Here is an 18,066-nt window from a genome sequence, read left to right as displayed (position 1 = left end):
TTTTTTTATTTGTGACGCTTACGAAGATTCTCTATCACCGCCGTCAAATCCAGATCCTGATCCTGCAGCAGCACCAGCAGGTGGTACATTAAATCCGACGCTTCATTCGTTAGCTCCTCGCGGTCATGCACCGTCGCGGCCAGGGCCGTTTCCACGCCTTCTTCCCCCACCTTTTGCGCAATTCGCTTAGTCCCGCTGGCGTACAGCTTCGCGGTATAGGAACTTTCAGGATCGGCCGTTTTACGCTCTGCCAGCAGCTGTTCCAGTTGATACAGGAACAGCCACTGGTGACTCGCTTCGCCGAAGCAGCTGCTGGTGCCCTTATGGCAGGTTGGGCCGATTGGGTTGGCCAGCACCAGCAGGGTGTCGTTATCGCAGTCCGGCGCCATGCTGACCACATTCAGGAAATGACCAGAGGTTTCACCTTTGGTCCACAGTCGCTGTTTGGTGCGGGAGAAGAAAGTCACCTTGCCGCTGTCGAGGGTTTTCGCCAGCGCGTCCTGGTTCATATATCCCAGCATCAGCACTTCGCCTGATACGGCATGCTGGACAACTACCGGCAGTAATCCGTCGGTTTTTTCCCAGTCCAGCTGCGCCTGTTGTTGCTCTGTTAACATACCCTGATCTCCACGCCCTGGTCTGCCAGGTACGTTTTTAACTCACCAATATTGATAATCTGCTTGTGGAACACGGACGCGGCCAGCGCGCCGTCCACGTTCGCGTCGCGGAAGGCTTCCAGGAAGTGTTCCATGGTGCCCGCACCGCCGGAGGCAATCAGCGGAACGTGGCAGACCGCGCGGACTTTTTTCAGCTGCTCAAGGTCGTACCCGTTACGCACGCCGTCCTGGTTCATCATGTTGAGGACAATTTCGCCCGCGCCACGCCTCTGCACTTCCTGCACCCAGTCGAGCGTTTCCCACTGCGTCACGCGCGTGCGGCTCTCATCGCCGGTATACTGGTTGACGTGGTACTTGCCCGTGGCGGCGTCATACCAGGTGTCGATTCCCACCACAATACACTGCACGCCAAAACGATCGGCGAGGTGAGTGATCAGCTCCGGGTCGGCCAGGGCAGGGGAGTTGATGGAAATCTTGTCGGCGCCAAACGAGAGAATTTTGGCGGCGTCATCGGCGGACTTAATCCCGCCCGCCACGCAGAACGGAATGTCGATCACTTCCGCCACGCGCGCGACCCAGCTTTTGTCGACCACGCGGCCATCGCTGGACGCGGTAATATCGTAGAACACCAGCTCGTCTGCGCCTTCATCGGCATAGCGTTTTGCCAGCGGGACGATGTCGCCAACGATCTCGTGGTTGCGGAACTGCACGCCTTTCACGACCTGACCATCGCGTACGTCCAGGCAAGGGATTATCCGTTTTGCCAGCATTGAATCGCCTCCGTCACCGTAAATTTACCTTCCAGCAGGGCCCGGCCCACAATCACGCCCTTCACGCCGGTTCCGCGCAGCGCGGCAATATCGTTTAAATCACCAATTCCGCCCGACGACTGGAACGCCACCTGCGGATAACGCGCGCAAACCTCTTCATACAGCGAGACGTTAGAGCCCGCCAGCGTGCCGTCGCGGGAGATGTCCGTGCAGAGCACGTGTTTGAGACCAACGGGAAGATACATGTTGACCAGCTCTTCCAGCGTCACGCCGGAGTTCTCCTGCCAGCCGCTGACAGCCACCTGCTTATTGCCCTGTTCGTCAATGCGCACGTCCAGCGCCAGCACCAGGGCATCGGCGCCAAAGCGGCGGAACCAGCTTTTCACGATCTCAGGATTTTTCACAGCGGTTGAACCCACCACCACGCGGGCGACGCCAGCGTCGAGCAGCGCCGCGACGTCATCTTCCGTACGCACGCCGCCGCCGACCTGGACGGGCACATCAACACCGGCAACAAGGTGTTTAAGCAGCGCGATCTGGCGTTTTGCCGGATCTTTCGCACCGGTCAAATCCACCAGATGCAGCACCTGAGCCCCCTGGGCCGCATAATCCTGCAGACGCGGCAGCGGATCGTTTCCGTAGTCGCGCTGCTGGGCATAATCACCCTGATGAAGACGGACAACCGTGCCGTCAATTAAATCTAACGCGGGAATAATCATCACATCTCCAGGAAGTTTTTCAGCAGCTGCGCGCCCGCGACGCCAGAGCGCTCCGGGTGAAACTGCACGCCGAAGAAATTGTCTTTCTGTACGGCGGCCGTAAACGCCTCGCCGTAATTGCACTGGGCGATCGTATTTACGTTCACCGGCATGGCGTAGCTGTGCACGAAGTAAAAATACGCGCCGTCTTCGATGCCGCGAAACAGCCTGTCGCCCGCTTTGGCGTAAACCCGGTTCCAGCCCATATGCGGAAGAGGCAGACCGTGGTCGGTCATTTTCGGCACGTCTTCGTCAATAATGCCCAGCAGGTCAACGCCGTTGCTCTCTTCGCTGCGGCGGCCGAGGATCTGCATCCCTAAGCAAATCCCCAGCACCGGCTGGGTACAGGCTTTGATCAGATCGACCAGCTCGCGTTCGCGAATCTGATCCATCGCTGCCTGCGCGGTGCCCACGCCCGGCAGGAATAGCTTGTCGGCGCGCAGCACCACGTCCGGGTCACGGCTCACCACCGGCTCATAGCCGTGGCGCGCAATCGCCGATTTCACGGAGTTCAGGTTGGCGCATCCGGTATCCAGAATCACCACGTTCATTACAGCACTCCTTTCGATGAAGGCAGAGCGTCACCGTCCACGCGAATCGCCTGGCGCAGCGTTCGGCCAAAGGCTTTGAACAGGCTTTCCACGCGGTGATGGTCGTTCTTGCCTTTGGTCTTCAGGTGCAGCGTCAGGCCCATGGTGTAGGACAGGGAGCGGAAGAAGTGCTCCACCATTTCGGTGCTCAGATCGCCCACGCGCTGATAGGTGAAATCAGCTTTATACTCCAGGTGCGGACGGCCGGAGATGTCCATCGCGCAGCGCGCCAGACACTCGTCCATCGGCAGGACAAAGCCAAAACGATTAATGCCGCGTTTGTCACCCAGCGCCAGCTTGAGAGCTTCACCCAGCGCCAGGCCGGTATCTTCCACGGTGTGGTGATCGTCAATATACAGGTCGCCTTTTACCGCAATCTCCATGCGGAAACCGCCGTGGGTGGCAATCTGGTCCAGCATGTGGTCGAAGAAACCGACGCCGGTGTGGATCTTGCTCCCGCCTTCGCGGTCCAGCCAGACCTTCACGTCAATCTGCGTCTCTTTGGTGTTGCGCTCAACGTGGGAATAGCGGTCACGCTTTGTCAGCTGCTCGCCAATCTTCGCCCAGTTAAGGCTGTTGCGGTCGTAGCGCAGCCCCGCAATGCCCATGTTTTCCGCCAGCGTAATATCGGTGATGCGGTCGCCGATGACGTAGCTGTTAGTTTTATCCAGCGCATCATCCGCCAGGTAGCGCTCGACCAGCTTCACCTTTGGCTTACGGCAGTCACACTCATCGGCCGGCATGTGCGGACAAATCAGCACGTCATCAAATACCACGCCCTGAGAGGTCAGCACCTGCATCATCAGATTATGCGGGCCGTCAAAGTCCGCCTGCGGGAATCTGTCGGTGCCCAGACCGTCCTGGTTGGTGATCATCACCAGCCGGTATCCAGCTTTTTGCAGCTTGAGCAGCACCGGGATCACGTCCGGCTCAAACGCCAGCTTGTCGAATCGGTCAACCTGAAAATCGGCGGGTGGCTCCGAAATCAGGGTGCCGTCACGATCGATGAAAAGGATCTTCTGGGTCATACTTTCTCCGCTTTCAGGGCGTCAATCACGCGCTGGCTCTCTGCACGGGTGCCGATAGTGATGCGCAGGCAGCCGCTCAGAGAAGGTTGTTTATTCTGGTCTCGTAAGATAATGCCCTGATCCCATAAAGATTTAAATACGGCGCTGGAGGCGGTGAAGCGCACCAGAATGTAGTTCGTTTCCGAGTCGAACACCTGCTCTACGCAGGGAATATCCTTCAGGGCGGTCACCAGATACTGACGTTCCGCCAGGATTTGCGCCACGCGCTCGCGCATCGCGTTGATGCCCTGCGGCGTCAGCGCCTGAGCCGCAATATCGGCAACCGGCGTCGAGAGCGGGTACGGGGCGATCACTTTAAGCAGCAGGTCGATGACCGCTTTATTCGCCAGGGTGAATCCGCAGCGCAGACCCGCGAGGGCAAAGGCCTTCGACAGCGTACGCAGCAAGACCAGGTGCGGATATTCTTCCAGCCAGCCTGCCAGCGTCGCCTGCGGGCAAAACTCGATGTAGGCTTCATCAGCGACGATCAGCGCTTTGCCGCGGGTCATCTCAAGCAGGGTGCGGATATCCTGCGGGTTAATAATCTGTCCGGTCGGGTTGTTCGGGCTACAGACAAACACGACTTTTACGCCATCGAGACTGTCGGCAATGCCCTGCAAATCCAGCTGCCAGTTTTCCAGCGCCTGCACGTTGCGGCACGCCACGCCGAAGGTTTCTGCACTGACGCTGTACATGCCGTAGGTAGGCTGGCAGTACATGACCGCGTCCCTGCCCGGCTCGCAGAAGGCGCGAATAAGCAGCTCAATGCCTTCATCCGCGCCGCGGCTGACCAGCACCTGCTCTGGCTTCACGCCCGCGTACTGGGCGTAGTTTTCGATTACCGCCTTCGGCTGACACTCCGGATAGCGGTTCAGCGTTTGCTGCGACAGCTCAAACTGCACCGCCGTAGGATATTCGTTGGCGTTCAGCCAGACATCGCCTTTGCCGCCCAGACGACGCGCGGACTGGTAAGGCGTCAGGCGGCGGACATTTTCGCGGGCCAGCTCTTCAATGTTCATGCTTGCTCCTTCAGGGCTGCAACGCGCAGCGTAACGGCATTTTTGTGGGCGGTCAGTCGCTCGGCGGCGGCCAGGGTTTCAATGGTGGACGCCAGGGAGGCAAACCCTTCGCGGGAGAGTTCCTGCACGGTCATGCGTTTCTGGAAATCCGCCAGGCCCAGGCTGGAACAGGTAGAGGTGTAGCCATACGTCGGCAGCACGTGGTTGGTGCCGGAGGCGTAATCGCCCGCGGACTCCGGAGACCAGTCGCCGAGAAACACCGATCCCGCGCTGGTGATGCTGTCGACCAGATCGCGCGCGTTGCGGGTCTGAATAATCAGGTGCTCCGGGCCGTACTGGTTGGAGATGGCAATGCACTGGTCCAGATCGCGCGCCACAATCAGGCGGCTGGCCGCTAACGCCTGGCGTGCCGTGTCGGCGCGGGGCAGGTCGGCAAGCTGACGCGCCACGGCGTCGCCCACGCGTTTCGCCATATCGGCATCCGGCGTCAGCAGGATGACCTGCGAGTCCGGGCCGTGTTCCGCCTGAGAAAGCAGGTCGGAGGCCACGAAGTCCGGCGTTGCGCCGCTGTCGGCAATCACCAGCACCTCAGACGGACCGGCAGGCATATCGATGGCCGCGCCGTCCAGACGCTGGCTGACCTGGCGCTTGGCTTCGGTCACGTAGGCATTGCCCGGGCCAAAGATTTTATCGACCTTTGGAATGGATTCGGTGCCGAACGCCAGGGCTGAAATCGCCTGCGCGCCGCCCACTTTATAGACCGCCTGCACGCCGCACAGCTTTGCCGCATAGAGGATCTCGTCGGCAATCGGCGGCGGGGAACAGAGTACCACTTTCTGGCACCCGGCAATGCGCGCGGGTGTCGCCAGCATTAATACGGTGGAGAAGAGCGGGGCAGAGCCGCCGGGAATATAGAGGCCAACGGACGCAACCGGGCGCGTCACCTGCTGGCAACGCACGCCGGGCAGGGTTTCGACATCCACGGTCTGTAGCGTTTGCGCGGTGTGGAAAGTATCAATATTTTTCACCGCCACGGCCATCGCCTGCTTGATGTCATCGCCCAGACGGTTGCTGGCATCAATGATTTCCTGCTCGGTTACCCGCAATGCGCCGACGTCCGTCTTATCGAATTTTGCACTGTACTCACGCAGCGCGTCATCGCCACGGGCTTTGACGTTATCCAGGATCTCCGCCACGGTGCGCGAGATGCTCTCGGAGGCGGAGATCGCCGGGCGCATCAGCAGCTCGCGCTGCTCTGCGTCGCTGCAGGTATTCCAGTCGATGATTGTGTTAAAGCTCATGGCCATTACTCCATCATCTTCTCAATTGGCAGCACCAGGATGGAGCTTGCGCCCAGCGCCTTCAGTTTTTCCATGGTCTCCCAGAACAGGGTTTCGCTGCTGACCATATGCATCGCCACACGCTGCTGATCGCCCGCCAGCGGCAGGATGGTTGGGCGCTCGGCGCCCGGCAGCAGGGCAATCACCTCATCCAGACGCTCGGTTGGGGCGTGCATCATGATGTATTTGGATTCACGCGCCTGAATTACGCCCTGAATACGGGTCAGGAGCTTGTCGATCAGCTGCTGCTTGGCGTCGGCCATCTCGCCGTCACGCTGAATCAGGCACGCCTTAGAGCGGTAGATAACTTCAACTTCGCGCAGGCCGTTGGCTTCCAGCGTCGCGCCGGTAGAGACGAGGTCACAGATGGCGTCAGCCAGACCCGCACGCGGCGCCACTTCAACAGAGCCGTTCAGCAGGCAGGACTTGAACTGCACGCCTTTCTGGTCAAGATAACGCTTCAACAGGTGAGGGTAAGAGGTGGCGATACGTTTGCCGTTTAGCGCGGCCGGGCCGTCCCACGCTTCATCGACCGGCGTTGCCAGCGACAGGCGGCAGCCGCCGAAGTCCAGACGACGCAGGGTGAAGTAACGCGGGTCTTCGCCCTGCGCGCGGCGGGTGAGCAGCTCTTCTTCCAGCACGTTTTCCCCAATGATGCCGAGGTCAACGACGCCATCCATGACAAGGCCAGGAATATCGTCATCACGCACGCGCAGAATGTCGATGGGCATATTTTCAGCCAGAGCAATCAGGCGCTGGGTGTGCAGGTTAATTTTAATCCCGCAGCGGGCCAGCAGTTCGCGTGAATCATCACTCAAACGGCCTGATTTTTGAATAGCTATGCGTAAGCGTGAGTTATCTAACATTCTTTATTCCTCATTAACCTGTTTTAATCTGTCTGAATTCGGTCCAAAAAAAAGCCCCCGGAAGAAGATCTTCCGGGGGCTTTTTCATGCGTTCATGCACCACTGGAAGATCCAAACGTCTTCCAGCACACATCGCCTGAAAGACTAGTCAGGATGATGGTGATGATGGTGGTGTTTAAATTGAACGCGTGTCATATAAATTCTCGATGAATGCTTATTCATTTGATGTCTTTTAACCTAAACCAGTTGTGCGACATATTGCAAGGGCTTTTTTTGATCATTAATTCATTTCATATTGATGCTATGAATTGTGTGTTCTGCCGGGCTGGCGTAGCCTTATGAAAGACGAGTGAGAGTCAGGAGAATTCGCATGAAAAAGGTCGCGATTGTCGGGTTAGGATGGCTGGGAATGCCGCTGGCGATGTCGTTAGCTGCGAAAGGCTGGCAGGTGACCGGCAGCAAAACCACGAGGGATGGGGTTGAGGCAGCGCGCATGTGCGGTATTGATGGCGTTGAGCTGCGTCTTGAACCGGAGCTGGTGTGTGATGCTGACGATCTGGATACGCTGATGAACGTCGATGCGCTGGTGATCACCTTACCCGCGCGTCGCAGCGGGCCGGGCGAGTCGTTTTATCTGCAGGCGATGCAGGAGATTGTCGACAGCGCGCTGGCGCACCACGTTCCGCGCATCATTTTTACCAGCTCGACCTCGGTCTATGGCGAGGTTGAAGGCGTGGTGAAAGAGAGTTCCGCGCGCCGTCCCGTTACGGCCAGCGGTCAGGTTCTGAAAGAGCTGGAGGACTGGCTGCATAATCTCCCCGGCACGCAGGTCGATATCGTCCGTCTGGCGGGGCTGGTGGGCCCGGGCCGACATCCGGGACGCTTTTTTGCCGGCAAGTCGGCACCGGACGGCCAGCATGTCGTCAATCTTGTGCATCTTGATGATGTGGTTGGTGCAATTGAGCTACTCTTACAGGCTCCAAAAGGTGGACACATCTATAATATATGTGCACCGTCTCATCCGGCGCGCAGCACGTTTTACCCGCTGATGGCGCGTCGGCTGGGCCTGGCACCGCCGGTCTTTGGTGAGGCAAAAGAGGGCAGTAAAGGCAAAATTGTTGATGGCAATCGTATTTGTCATGAGCTGGGGTTTGAGTATCAGTATCCCGATCCGCTGGTGATGCCCATGGAATAAGTCCCGCAGCGGAGACGATCGCACACCAGAAGGGGGCGAGCATGAAACCGCTGCTGGATGTTCTTATTATTCTGGATGCCCTGGAAAAAGAGGGAAGCTTTGCCGCGGCGTCGGCAAAGCTCTACAAAACCCCGTCTGCGTTGAGCTATACCGTTCAAAAGCTGGAGAGCGATCTCAATATCCAGATCCTCGATCGCTCCGGGCATCGCGCCCGTTTTACCCGTACCGGACAGATGCTGCTGGAAAAAGGCCGCGAAGTTCTCCATACCGTTCGTGAACTTGAGAAACAGGCCGTTAAACTCCATCAGGGTTGGGAAAACGAGCTGGTGATTGGCGTGGATGACACCTTCCCGTTTTCTCTTCTGACGCCGCTGATTGAAACCTTCTATCAGCACCACAGCGTTACCCGGCTTATCTTTATTAACGGCGTGCTGGGTGGCTCCTGGGATGCCTTAACGCAGGGCAGGGCGGATATTTTTGTGGGGGCGCTTCATGAGCCTCCCCAGTTGAGTGAGTTTGGCTTTGCCCGTCTGGGCGTGCTGGAGCAGGTGTTTGCCGTGGCGCCCCATCATCCGCTGGCACAGGAACCCGAGCCGATTAACCGTCGCGTGATTAAAGGCTACCGCGCCATCGTGGTCGGAGACAGCGCGCGTCCGGAATGTTCGGTCTCCTCGCAGCTGCTTGACGAGCAGGAGGCTATTACCGTTTTCGACTTTAAAACCAAGCTGGAGCTGCAAATAAGCGGCCTGGGCTGCGGCTATTTACCCCGCTATCTGGCGCAGCGGTTTATTGACAGCGGTGCGCTTGTTGAAAAACAGGTACTTGCTCAAAGCAGCCATGAATCGGTGTGGGTGGGCTGGAATGAGCAAACCGCCGGGCTGGCCAGCGCCTGGTGGCGGGACGAAATTTTAGCAAATAGTGCTATCGCCGCCGTTTACTCTCAGCCTGGCGTCCAGAAATCAGCCAGTTAGCAAAAAGAAAATTGTCCCGTGCTTTGCAAAGTATTGCCTTTTGTATCCGATGTGGGGCAAAATGCCGCCGCTGCAACCAAATGAATAATCGACGATATAAAAGGCGTCGGTTATTTTTTTTTGCATGTACGAAACGAAACTAAAAACCAAGAGGCCGGGCTTCGTACCGGATAGATATTTACTAAAATCCGACAGTTGTTGTCGCTGAGGAAGAAAGAAATGGGGCAATTTTTCGCTTACGTGGCGGTTATCACCGTAAAGGAGAATAACTATGTCGCATAACGCAACTCCAAACACCTCTCGCGTGGAATTACGTAAAACGCTTACGTTGATTCCGGTTGTTATGATGGGCCTCGCCTATATGCAACCGATGACGCTGTTTGATACATTCGGTATCGTATCAGGCCTCACCGACGGTCATGTGCCGACGGCTTACGGCTTCGCGCTGATTGCGATCCTCTTTACCGCGCTGAGCTACGGTAAACTGGTGCGTCGCTATCCGTCTGCCGGTTCTGCCTACACGTATGCCCAGAAATCCATCAGCCCGACAGTCGGTTTTATGGTGGGCTGGTCTTCGCTGCTCGACTATCTGTTCGCACCGATGATCAACATTCTGCTGGCAAAAATCTATTTTGAAGCGCTGGTGCCCTCGATTCCTTCCTGGATGTTCGTCGTGGCGCTGGTGGCCTTTATGACGGCCTTTAACCTGCGCAGCATCAAGTCTGTGGCCAACTTTAACTCCGTTATCGTTGTGCTTCAGGTTATCCTGATTGCCGTTATTCTTGGCATGGTGATCTATGGCGTGTTCCACGGTGAAGGCGCTGGTACGCTGGCGAGCAGCAAGCCATTCTGGTCAGGCGACGCGCATGTGATCCCGATGATTACCGGGGCAACCATTCTCTGCTTCTCCTTTACCGGCTTTGACGGGATCAGCAACCTGTCTGAGGAAACCAAGGATGCAGAGCGCGTGATCCCGCGTGCTATTTTCCTGACGGCGCTGATTGGCGGTCTGATCTTTATCTTCTCGACCTATTTCCTGCAGCTGTACTTCCCGGATATCTCTCGCTTCAAGGATCCGGATGCGTCTCAGCCGGAAATTATGCTCTATGTGGCGGGTAAAGCGTTCCAGGTTGGCGCGCTGATCTTCTCCACCATCACGGTACTGGCGTCCGGTATGGCTGCGCATGCAGGCGTTGCGCGTCTGATGTACGTGATGGGTCGTGACGGCGTATTCCCGAAAAGCTTCTTCGGCTACGTGCATCCAACCTGGCGTACCCCGGCGATGAACATCATCCTGGTCGGCGCGATTGCGCTACTGGCGATCAACTTTGACCTGGTGATGGCAACGGCGCTGATTAACTTCGGTGCGCTGGTGGCGTTTACCTTTGTTAACCTGTCGGTGATCTCCCAGTTCTGGATCCGCGAAAAGCGTAACAAGACGCTGAAAGATCACTTCCAGTATCTGTTCCTGCCGATGTGCGGTGCCCTGACCGTGGGTGCGCTGTGGGTTAACCTGGAAGAGAGCTCGATGGTGCTTGGCCTGATTTGGGCGGGCATCGGCCTGGTTTACCTGGCCTGCGTCACGAAGAGCTTCCGTAACCCGGTTCCTCAGTACGAAGACGTCGCGTAAGACTGTGTCGGGTAACGGCTACGCCTTACCCGACCTACAAAACCCAAGCGGGCAAAAAAAAGCCGGAGACATCGCCTCCGGCTTTTTTATACCCATCGATCAAACTATCTCTTGCGCGTACTGGAACAGGGATTTCAGCAGCGCCTGTTTCTCAGCATTCCCTTCATACTGGCCATAAAGCGTTTCCAGTTCCTGCGCATAGGCGTGCAGATACTCCGGCGTAAACACATTTCGACGATGCTGCAGCCAGCGTTCCTGCTCCGCTTCATCCAGCGTGCCGGGGAAGTTACGCGCGCGATAGTTAAACATCAGCTTTTCGATGCGGTTATCGGCGAAGGTGATATCCAGCGCTGGCAAATTACGCGGCTCGGTTTGCAGAACAATATTCATTGCCGCGCGATCGGCATCGCTGAAGAAACCGTTATAGAGCTGGGCATCCACGTTTTCTGAGGGAACGAAAGACTCCGCCTCGGCAAAAATGGCGACCACTTTCTCGCGCACCTGCGGGTTTTCGCGCAGCACTTTCAGATTATCCAGGCAGTGCTGACGGTTAATGCCCAGCCTGTCCGCATCTTCCGGTCGCAGCGTGTTAGCCTGCGCCAGTACCGGACATTTATTGACATGCACCAGCTTGACCGGCACCGCAGGCAGATCGCCGAGCTCATTTTTCGGGGTGTAAAGCCGTTCGCGCAGGGTGTCACTGTCGAGCTCCAGCAGCGGTGAAATATCGCCGGCTAGATCGACCATGATGACCGCGTTACGGTTGTCCGGATGCCAGGCCAGCGGGGCGACCCAGCTGGTATTCCCGCGCCAGGCGCCAAACATGCCGGAAATATGCACCAGCGGCTTCATCTGGGGCACATCAATCAGCGTGGTCAACTTCTGTTTACTGCGGTGGCTCAGCAGATACTCGAACAGGCGTGGCTGCGCGTTTTTTACCAGCTTCGCCATGGCAATGGTGGCATAGACGTCCGCCATCGCGTCGTGGGCATTGCTGTGCTCAATGCCGTTGGCGCGCGTCAGGTGTTCCAGCCGGAAGCTCGTCAGCCCTTCCTCATTTTCAGGCCAGTTAATGCCTTCAGGGCGCAGGGCATAACAGGCCCGCATGATGTCGAGCAAATCCCAGCGCGAATTGCGGTTCTGCCAGCTCCAGGCATAGGGATCGTAGAAGTTGCGATAGAAGATGTTGCGCGTTACTTCGTCATCGAAGCGAATGTTGTTGTAACCGACCACACAGGTATTGGGGACGGTAAAAAGATCGTGGATGCGGCGGGCGAACTCTGCCTCGTTAACGCCTTTATCCCGCGCTTCCTGAGGGGTGATCCCGGTGACCATGACCGCCCCGGGCTGCGGCAGGTAGTCATCAGCCGGTTTGCAGTAAAAGACCTCGGGCTCGCCAATGATGTTGAATTCGTCGTCGGTGCGGATGGCGGCAAACTGCGCCGGCCGGTCCAGCGCCGGGTGCGTGCCAAAGGTTTCGTAGTCGTGGAATAAAAAAGTCGGGCGAGCGGCAGAGTCAGACACCAGTAATACCATCCTGTTAAAAAATGACGTCACTATGGTAAACGATCGTGCCGTCCAGACCGAATAAAAAGCGCCGCCGTGGCGCAAAATTGCGCGCCAGCTTCAGACAAAAATCTGCGCCCTGTCACATTTTTTTGCAATTAAGCCAGGTAACGACATCAGAACTCCCGTAAAAAGGTCATCGATTTTTAATGACCTGAGGATATACCGTTGAAACGCCGTCTGTTTATTGCTGTTTCTTTACTCGCTTCGAGTATCTCATCTGCTTTTGCGGCCGAACCGCTGGATTTTTCGCCGCAGCCTCCGGCCATTCAGGCGGGTTCCTGGGTGCTGATGGATTACACGACTGGTCAGATCTTAACGGCGGGCAACGAACATCAACAGCGTAATCCGGCGAGCCTGACCAAGCTGATGACGGGGTATGTGGTCGATCGGGCCATTGACAGCCACCGCATTACGCCGGACGACATCGTTACCGTCGGGCGCGATGCCTGGGCAAAAGGGAACCCGGTGTTTGACGGATCGTCGCTGATGTTCCTGAAAGAGGGCGATCGCGTCTCCGTGCGCGATCTGAGCCGCGGCCTGATCGTCGATTCCGGCAACGACGCCTGCGTGGCGCTGGCCGATCACGTGGCGGGCGGGCAGCCGCAGTTTGTGAAGATGATGAACGACTACGTTCAGAAGCTGAACCTGCGCGATACGCACTTTGAAACCGTCCACGGGCTGGACGCGCCGGGCCAGCACAGCTCAGCCTATGATCTGGCCGTCCTTTCCCGGGCCATCATTCACGGCGAGCCCGAGTTTTATCATATGTACAGCGAAAAGAGCCTGACCTGGAACGGGATCACACAGCAGAACCGTAACGGCCTGCTGTGGGATAAAACCATGAACGTGGACGGGCTTAAAACGGGGCACACCTCGGGGGCAGGGTTTAACCTGATTGCCTCCGCCGTGGACGGCCAGCGCCGCTTAATCGCGGTGGTGATGGGGGCCGACAGTCCGAAAGGGCGCGAAGACCAGGCCCGGAAACTGCTGCACTGGGGGCAGCAGAATTTCGATACGGTGCAGATCCTGCATAGCGGTAAAAAAGTGGGGACGGAGCGCATCTGGTACGGCGATAGGGAGCAGGTGAAGCTGGGCACCGACCAGGACTTCTGGCTGGCCTTGCCAAAAGCGGAAGTGCCCAACATCAAAGCCAAATACGTGCTGGATAAAAAAGAGCTGGAAGCGCCGATTGCCGCACATCAGCGGGTTGGGGAGATCCAGCTTTATGACCGCGACAAAGTGGTGGCGCACTGGCCGCTGGTGACGCTGGAAGCCGTTGAGAAAGGAGGTGTGTTCTCCCGCATGAGCGATTATCTTCACCACGTACTCTGACGGCTGCTGAGCAGACTGGCAGGGTTGCGAGTCTGCTCACATAATAAACACGCCACGTTTGCTGAACGCGCAGAATTTGCCTTATAGTGTATATATATACAGTAATTAATGGAGGCAGTATGGACTACAGCATCAAGCAGCAAAAGAAACGTAAGATTGCCGGTTTTCATTTGGTGGGGCCGTGGGAACAAACGGTAAAACAGGGCTTTGAACAGCTGGTCATGTGGGTGGACGGGCGTCACATTGAGCCGCTGGAGTGGGTGGCGGTCTACTACGATAACCCGGATGAAGTCCCGGCAGAAAAACTGCGCTGCGACACGGCCGTGACGGTAGCGGATGATTTCGTTATTCCGGAAAACAGCGAAGGCGTCATGATGACGGAAATCGCGGCCGGGGATTATGCCGTGGCCACGGCGCGCGTGGAAAACTACGACTTTGCCACGCCGTGGTACCAGTTCTTCAACTCCCTTCTGCAGGACAATAAGTATCAGATGGCGCTTAAACCCTGCTTCGAGCGCTATCTCAATAACGGCAATGCGGACGGTTACTGGGATATCGAAATGTATATCGCGGTAGAGCATAAAACGGTTTAGGCCTGCTAAGTGAAGGGTTTTTCAGCCGGAAGCGATCCGCCCGGCTGAAAACACAGTACAATTGTGCTTTGCCGTGTAGCTGGAGAGCGGGTGTGCGTCCCGACAAATCATTAACCCCTTTTGAAATTCGGTTGTACAAACATTACCGCGTGGTGCACGGGTGTCGCATCGCGCTGGCTTTCGTGTTGACGTTTGTCCTGGTGCGTTTGCTGGATGTTCCCGAAGGGACGTGGCCGCTGATCACCCTGGTGGTGGTGATGGGGCCTATCTCGTTTTGGGGAAACGTTGTCCCGCGCGCCCTGGAGCGCATTGGCGGGACCGTGTTAGGTTCGGCTCTGGGGCTTATTGCCCTGAAGCTGGAGCTCATCTCGTTCCCGGTCATGCTGGCATGGTGCGGTGCCGCCATGTTCCTGTGCGGCTGGCTGGCGTTGGGCAAAAAGCCGTATCAGGCGCTGCTGATTGGGATTACGCTCGCGGTGGTGGTCGGTGCGCCCGCCGGGGATATGACCACGGCGCTGTGGCGAAGCGGGGACGTCATTCTGGGGTCACTGTTGGCGATGCTCTTCACCGGTATCTGGCCGCAGCGTGCTTTTCTGCACTGGCGTATTCAGATGGCTAATTACGTTACCGCCTTTAACCGCGTCTATCAGGCCGGTTTTTCTCCGAACCTGGTAGAGCGCCCGCGGCTGGAAAAGCACCTGCAAACCATCCTCAACGACGTGGTCAAAATGCGTGGACTGATCACGCCCGCCAGCAAAGAAACCCATATTCAGAAAGCGATTTTCGAAGCCATCCAGACCGTAAGCCGCAATCTGGTCTGCATGCTTGAGCTGCAGATTAACGCCCACTGGGCCTCTCGCCCCAGCCATCTGCTAATGCTTAACGCGCAGACCCTTAAAGAGACCCAGCAGATGACCCAGCAAACGCTGTTGACCATCGCCCACGCGCTCTATGAAGGGAACCCGCAGCCGATACTGGCCAACAGCGAGCGATTGAATGAGATCGTTGCGGAGCTCAAGCTGTTAATCAATGAACGCCAGAGCGACAACGTGGCGGAGACGCCCATTCATGGCTATGTCTGGCTGAGCATGGAGCTGGCGCGACAGCTTGAGCTGTTATCGCACCTTATTTGCCGGGCGCTGCGCAAATAAAAGGCGTATGTGACGCCTGCTGCTTCGATTCAGCAGCAATTGGGGTTATGATAGCTTTAAACGATATAGTCATTGTCATTCGCGACCGCTGTCAGTAAGGTTATTGTTACAACGGTTGCTTTAACGAATCCGAATCTCACATTATCAGGGGTGTAAAAATGGAAACTACCAAGCCTTCGTTCCAGGATGTTCTGGAATTCGTCCGCCTGTTCCGCCGCAAAAACAAGCTGCAGCGTGAAATCCAGGACGTTGAGAAGAAGATCCGTGACAACCAGAAACGCGTTCTGCTGCTCGACAACCTGAGCGACTACATCAAGCCAGGCATGAGCGTTGAAGCTATTCAGGGCATCATCGCCAGCATGAAGAGCGACTATGAAGACCGCGTTGATGACTACATCATCAAAAATGCCGAGCTGTCCAAAGAGCGTCGCGACATCTCCAAGAAGCTGAAAGTGATGGGCGAAATCAAGAACGGCGAAGCAAAAAGCGAGTAATCGCAGCGAACAGTGAAAAAGGCTCTCTGGTGACAGGGAGCCTTTTTTTATTTCCTGCAGCCCGCGCTTCGCTGGTTTTAGTCGGTCGGGTAAGGCGCAGCAGCCACCCGACAATCTTTCCAGACGCAGAAAAGCAAAAAGCCTGCTCTAAAAGCAGGCTTTTTAAATGTGGCTCCTCTGACTGGACTCGAACCAGTGACATACGGATTAACAGTCCGCCGTTCTACCGACTGAACTACAGAGGAATCGTTGTGGAGGCTTATCTTAGCGGCGAAAAAAGTTTTGTCAAACCTGATCTTAGGGAAAATCGACCGATTGCTGATTCTGTCGTCAGTTTGTTGTAAATCCACACATCTTTTTCTGGAAAATACTTTGCAGGATGAGCATTTCTCCCCCATCATTTGAAATGGAGTTTCAACTTTTCTCGCTAAGGTCCATTTTGAACGTCACTGCCTCCTTACGCCAGGCGATAGCGCGCACGCCATGGTATGCAAAACGTAAAAGCTATCGTGTCCTGTTCTGGCGTGAAATCACCCCTCTTGCCGTGCCTATCTTCCTGGAAAATACCTGCGTACTGCTGATGGGGGTGCTGAGTACCTTCCTGGTGAGCTGGCTGGGAAAAGAGGCGATGGCCGGGGTCGGGCTGGCGGACAGCTTTAACATGGTGGTGATCTCGTTCTTTGCCGCCATCGATCTCGGGACGACGGTGGTGGTGGCCTTTAGCCTCGGCAAGCTGGATCCCAAACGTGCGCGCGAGGCGGCACGCCAGTCGCTAATGATCATGACTGTCTTTTCGACCGTTCTGGCGGCGGTGATCCACTATTTCGGTAAAGAGATTATCGACGTTGTCGCCGGGGATGCCTCGAATCAGGTAAAAGACCTGGCGCTGACCTACCTTGAGATGACCGTCATCAGCTACCCGGCGGCGGCGATAGCGCTGATTGGCAGCGGTGCGCTGCGCGGGGCGGGTAACACGAAAATCCCGCTGCTGATCAACGGCGGGATGAATATCCTGAATATTATCATCAGCAGCGTACTGATCTACGGCGTGTTCTCGTGGGACGGACTGGGCTTCGTCGGTGCCGGACTGGGGCTAACCATTTCACGCTATATCGGTGCGGCGGCCATCATTGGGGTGCTAATGGCGGGGATCACGCCTTCGCTGCGCCTGACGCTGAAGAGCTATTTCCGCCCCTTTAACTTCGCCATTATCTGGGAAGTGATGGGGATTGGCATTCCTGCGAGCATTGAATCCGTGCTGTTCAACGGCGGGAAGCTGCTCACGCAGATGTTTGTCGCCGGGATGGGGACCGACGTTATCGCCGGTAACTTTATCGCCTTTTCGATTGCCTCGCTGATTAACCTGCCGGGTAACGCGCTGGGGTCGGCGTCGACCATCATCACGGGTAAACGGCTCGGGAAAGGGCAGATAGGTCAGGCGGAGCGGCAGCTTCGGCACGTGTTCTGGCTGTCGACCATTGGGCTGACGCTGATCGCCTGGGGAACCGCGCCGTTTGCCGGGCTGATGGCCTCGTTCTATACCCATGAAGACGACGTTAAAGAGGTGGTTAAGATCCTCATCTGGCTCAATGCCGCCTTTATGCCCATCTGGGCGGCCTCCTGGGTATTGCCCGCCGGGCTGAAAGGGGCGCGCGACGCCCGCTTTGCGATGTGGGTATCGATGTTCGGCATGTGGGGATGTCGCGTTGTCGCGGGCTATACGCTCGGGGTGATGCTCGGATGGGGTGTGGTCGGCGTCTGGCTGGGGATGTTCCTCGACTGGGCCGTGCGGGGCGCGCTGTTCTACTGGCGAATGGTCAGCGGGCGCTGGCTGTGGAAATACCCGCGGAAAAATGCCTGACAATTGCGCGAAATGAAGAATAATTCGGCAAACGATCGGAAAACTGCATTCTGCCTTTGACATCCTGGGGGAGCATCGATAATATGCGCCCCGTTCACACGATTCCTCTGTAGTTCAGTCGGTAGAACGGCGGACTGTTAATCCGTATGTCACTGGTTCGAGTCCAGTCAGAGGAGCCACATTTAAAAAGCCTGCTTTAAAAGCAGGCTTTTTGCTTCTCTGCGTCTGGTGAAATTGTCGGGT

The 18,066-nt window shown here is 56.7% G+C and carries 19 protein-coding genes, 2 tRNA genes and 1 other annotated feature; of the genes, 10 read left to right on the top strand and 11 right to left on the bottom strand.

Annotated features, from left to right (window positions below):
- Positions 1-5: 5 nt before the first annotated feature.
- From hisIE to hisL, 9 genes are all read right to left on the bottom strand, one after another.
- Positions 6-617 (bottom strand): bifunctional phosphoribosyl-AMP cyclohydrolase/phosphoribosyl-ATP diphosphatase HisIE, encoded by a 612-nt coding sequence (gene hisIE, locus ACMWKK_RS01515; protein ID WP_032641587.1) that lies wholly within the window; start codon positions 615-617, stop codon positions 6-8.
- Positions 611-1,387, bottom strand: coding sequence for an imidazole glycerol phosphate synthase subunit HisF (gene hisF, locus ACMWKK_RS01510; RefSeq protein ID WP_045328120.1), 777 nt, complete (start codon positions 1,385-1,387; stop codon positions 611-613). The genes hisIE and hisF overlap by 7 nt, the downstream gene beginning before the upstream one ends.
- A complete protein-coding gene (gene hisA / locus ACMWKK_RS01505; protein ID WP_112782027.1) occupies positions 1,369-2,106 on the bottom strand; it encodes a 1-(5-phosphoribosyl)-5-[(5-phosphoribosylamino)methylideneamino]imidazole-4-carboxamide isomerase in 738 nt (245 codons plus the stop codon). Before hisA ends, hisF begins: the two co-directional genes overlap by 19 nt.
- Positions 2,106-2,696, bottom strand: coding sequence for an imidazole glycerol phosphate synthase subunit HisH (hisH, locus tag ACMWKK_RS01500; RefSeq protein ID WP_112782026.1), 591 nt, complete (start codon positions 2,694-2,696; stop codon positions 2,106-2,108). The genes hisA and hisH overlap by 1 nt, the downstream gene beginning before the upstream one ends.
- Positions 2,696-3,763, bottom strand: a complete 1,068-nt coding sequence (gene hisB, locus ACMWKK_RS01495; protein WP_112782025.1) for a bifunctional histidinol-phosphatase/imidazoleglycerol-phosphate dehydratase HisB — start codon at positions 3,761-3,763, stop codon at positions 2,696-2,698. The genes hisH and hisB overlap by 1 nt, the downstream gene beginning before the upstream one ends.
- Positions 3,760-4,821 (bottom strand): histidinol-phosphate transaminase, encoded by a 1,062-nt coding sequence (hisC, locus tag ACMWKK_RS01490; RefSeq protein WP_112782024.1) that lies wholly within the window; start codon positions 4,819-4,821, stop codon positions 3,760-3,762. Before hisC ends, hisB begins: the two co-directional genes overlap by 4 nt.
- Positions 4,818-6,122, bottom strand: a complete 1,305-nt coding sequence (gene hisD / locus ACMWKK_RS01485; protein ID WP_112782034.1) for a histidinol dehydrogenase — start codon at positions 6,120-6,122, stop codon at positions 4,818-4,820. Before hisD ends, hisC begins: the two co-directional genes overlap by 4 nt.
- A gap of 5 nt (positions 6,123-6,127) precedes the next feature.
- On the bottom strand, positions 6,128-7,027 hold the full coding sequence (gene hisG, locus ACMWKK_RS01480; RefSeq protein WP_000886595.1) for an ATP phosphoribosyltransferase: 900 nt from the start codon (positions 7,025-7,027) through the stop codon (positions 6,128-6,130).
- 45 nt (positions 7,028-7,072) lie between these two features.
- Positions 7,073-7,196 (bottom strand) — a sequence feature (His leader region).
- Entirely contained in the window at positions 7,172-7,222 is a 51-nt protein-coding gene (gene hisL, locus ACMWKK_RS01475) for a his operon leader peptide (RefSeq protein ID WP_001364200.1), read from the bottom strand. (Overlaps the previous feature by 25 nt.)
- A 175-nt stretch (positions 7,223-7,397) precedes the next feature.
- On the opposite strand from hisL, the gene ACMWKK_RS01470 reads away from it, so the two are divergent.
- The 4 genes from ACMWKK_RS01470 to plaP all read left to right on the top strand — a co-directional run bounded on the left by ACMWKK_RS01470 (position 7,398) and on the right by plaP (position 10,823).
- The gene (locus ACMWKK_RS01470) at positions 7,398-8,222 is read left to right on the top strand and encodes an SDR family oxidoreductase (protein WP_112782023.1); all 825 of its coding nucleotides are present in this window, start codon (positions 7,398-7,400) and stop codon (positions 8,220-8,222) included.
- A 41-nt stretch (positions 8,223-8,263) separates the two neighbouring features.
- Positions 8,264-9,193, top strand: a complete 930-nt coding sequence (locus ACMWKK_RS01465) for a LysR substrate-binding domain-containing protein (protein ID WP_112782022.1) — start codon at positions 8,264-8,266, stop codon at positions 9,191-9,193.
- A 219-nt stretch (positions 9,194-9,412) separates the two neighbouring features.
- A complete protein-coding gene (yoeI, locus tag ACMWKK_RS01460) occupies positions 9,413-9,475 on the top strand; it encodes a membrane protein YoeI (protein ID WP_099458931.1) in 63 nt (20 codons plus the stop codon).
- Positions 9,465-10,823 (top strand): putrescine/proton symporter PlaP, encoded by a 1,359-nt coding sequence (plaP, locus tag ACMWKK_RS01455; protein ID WP_045328127.1) that lies wholly within the window; start codon positions 9,465-9,467, stop codon positions 10,821-10,823. The genes yoeI and plaP overlap by 11 nt, the downstream gene beginning before the upstream one ends.
- Positions 10,824-10,922: 99 nt before the next feature.
- Here the strand turns inward: plaP and sbcB are convergent, their stop codons facing one another.
- Complete coding sequence (gene sbcB, locus ACMWKK_RS01450; RefSeq protein ID WP_404851929.1) at positions 10,923-12,359, bottom strand: exodeoxyribonuclease I; 1,437 nt, start codon at positions 12,357-12,359, stop codon at positions 10,923-10,925.
- 198 nt (positions 12,360-12,557) lie between these two features.
- Between sbcB and dacD the strand changes: the two genes are divergently transcribed.
- The 4 genes from dacD to ACMWKK_RS01430 all read left to right on the top strand — a co-directional run bounded on the left by dacD (position 12,558) and on the right by ACMWKK_RS01430 (position 15,962).
- Positions 12,558-13,724 (top strand): serine-type D-Ala-D-Ala carboxypeptidase DacD, encoded by a 1,167-nt coding sequence (dacD, locus tag ACMWKK_RS01445; RefSeq protein ID WP_112782020.1) that lies wholly within the window; start codon positions 12,558-12,560, stop codon positions 13,722-13,724.
- A gap of 119 nt (positions 13,725-13,843) precedes the next feature.
- Positions 13,844-14,317 carry a DNA gyrase inhibitor SbmC gene (gene sbmC / locus ACMWKK_RS01440; RefSeq protein WP_112782019.1) on the top strand — a complete coding sequence of 158 codons (474 nt, stop codon included), beginning with the start codon at positions 13,844-13,846 and terminating at the stop codon, positions 14,315-14,317.
- Between the two features lie 92 nt (positions 14,318-14,409).
- Positions 14,410-15,468, top strand: coding sequence for an FUSC family protein (locus ACMWKK_RS01435; RefSeq protein ID WP_112782018.1), 1,059 nt, complete (start codon positions 14,410-14,412; stop codon positions 15,466-15,468).
- A gap of 158 nt (positions 15,469-15,626) precedes the next feature.
- Positions 15,627-15,962, top strand: coding sequence for a DUF496 family protein (locus ACMWKK_RS01430; RefSeq protein ID WP_008499467.1), 336 nt, complete (start codon positions 15,627-15,629; stop codon positions 15,960-15,962).
- A gap of 169 nt (positions 15,963-16,131) precedes the next feature.
- On the opposite strand, the gene ACMWKK_RS01425 is transcribed toward ACMWKK_RS01430, so the two are convergent.
- Positions 16,132-16,207, bottom strand: a tRNA-Asn gene (locus ACMWKK_RS01425).
- 161 nt (positions 16,208-16,368) lie between these two features.
- Here ACMWKK_RS01425 and emmdR point away from each other — a divergent pair.
- The gene (gene emmdR / locus ACMWKK_RS01420; protein ID WP_112782065.1) at positions 16,369-17,823 is read left to right on the top strand and encodes a multidrug efflux MATE transporter EmmdR; all 1,455 of its coding nucleotides are present in this window, start codon (positions 16,369-16,371) and stop codon (positions 17,821-17,823) included.
- A 103-nt stretch (positions 17,824-17,926) separates the two neighbouring features.
- Positions 17,927-18,002: transfer RNA gene (locus ACMWKK_RS01415), tRNA-Asn, on the top strand.
- The last annotated feature ends 64 nt before the right edge of the window (positions 18,003-18,066 follow it).

The organism is Enterobacter sp. 01-M-03-SI-ECC, from assembly GCF_047530215.1.
GTDB lineage: Bacteria > Pseudomonadota > Gammaproteobacteria > Enterobacterales > Enterobacteriaceae > Enterobacter > Enterobacter chengduensis.
Note: the sequence above shows the minus strand (reverse complement) of the source record. Positions and strands in the feature narration are given on the sequence as shown.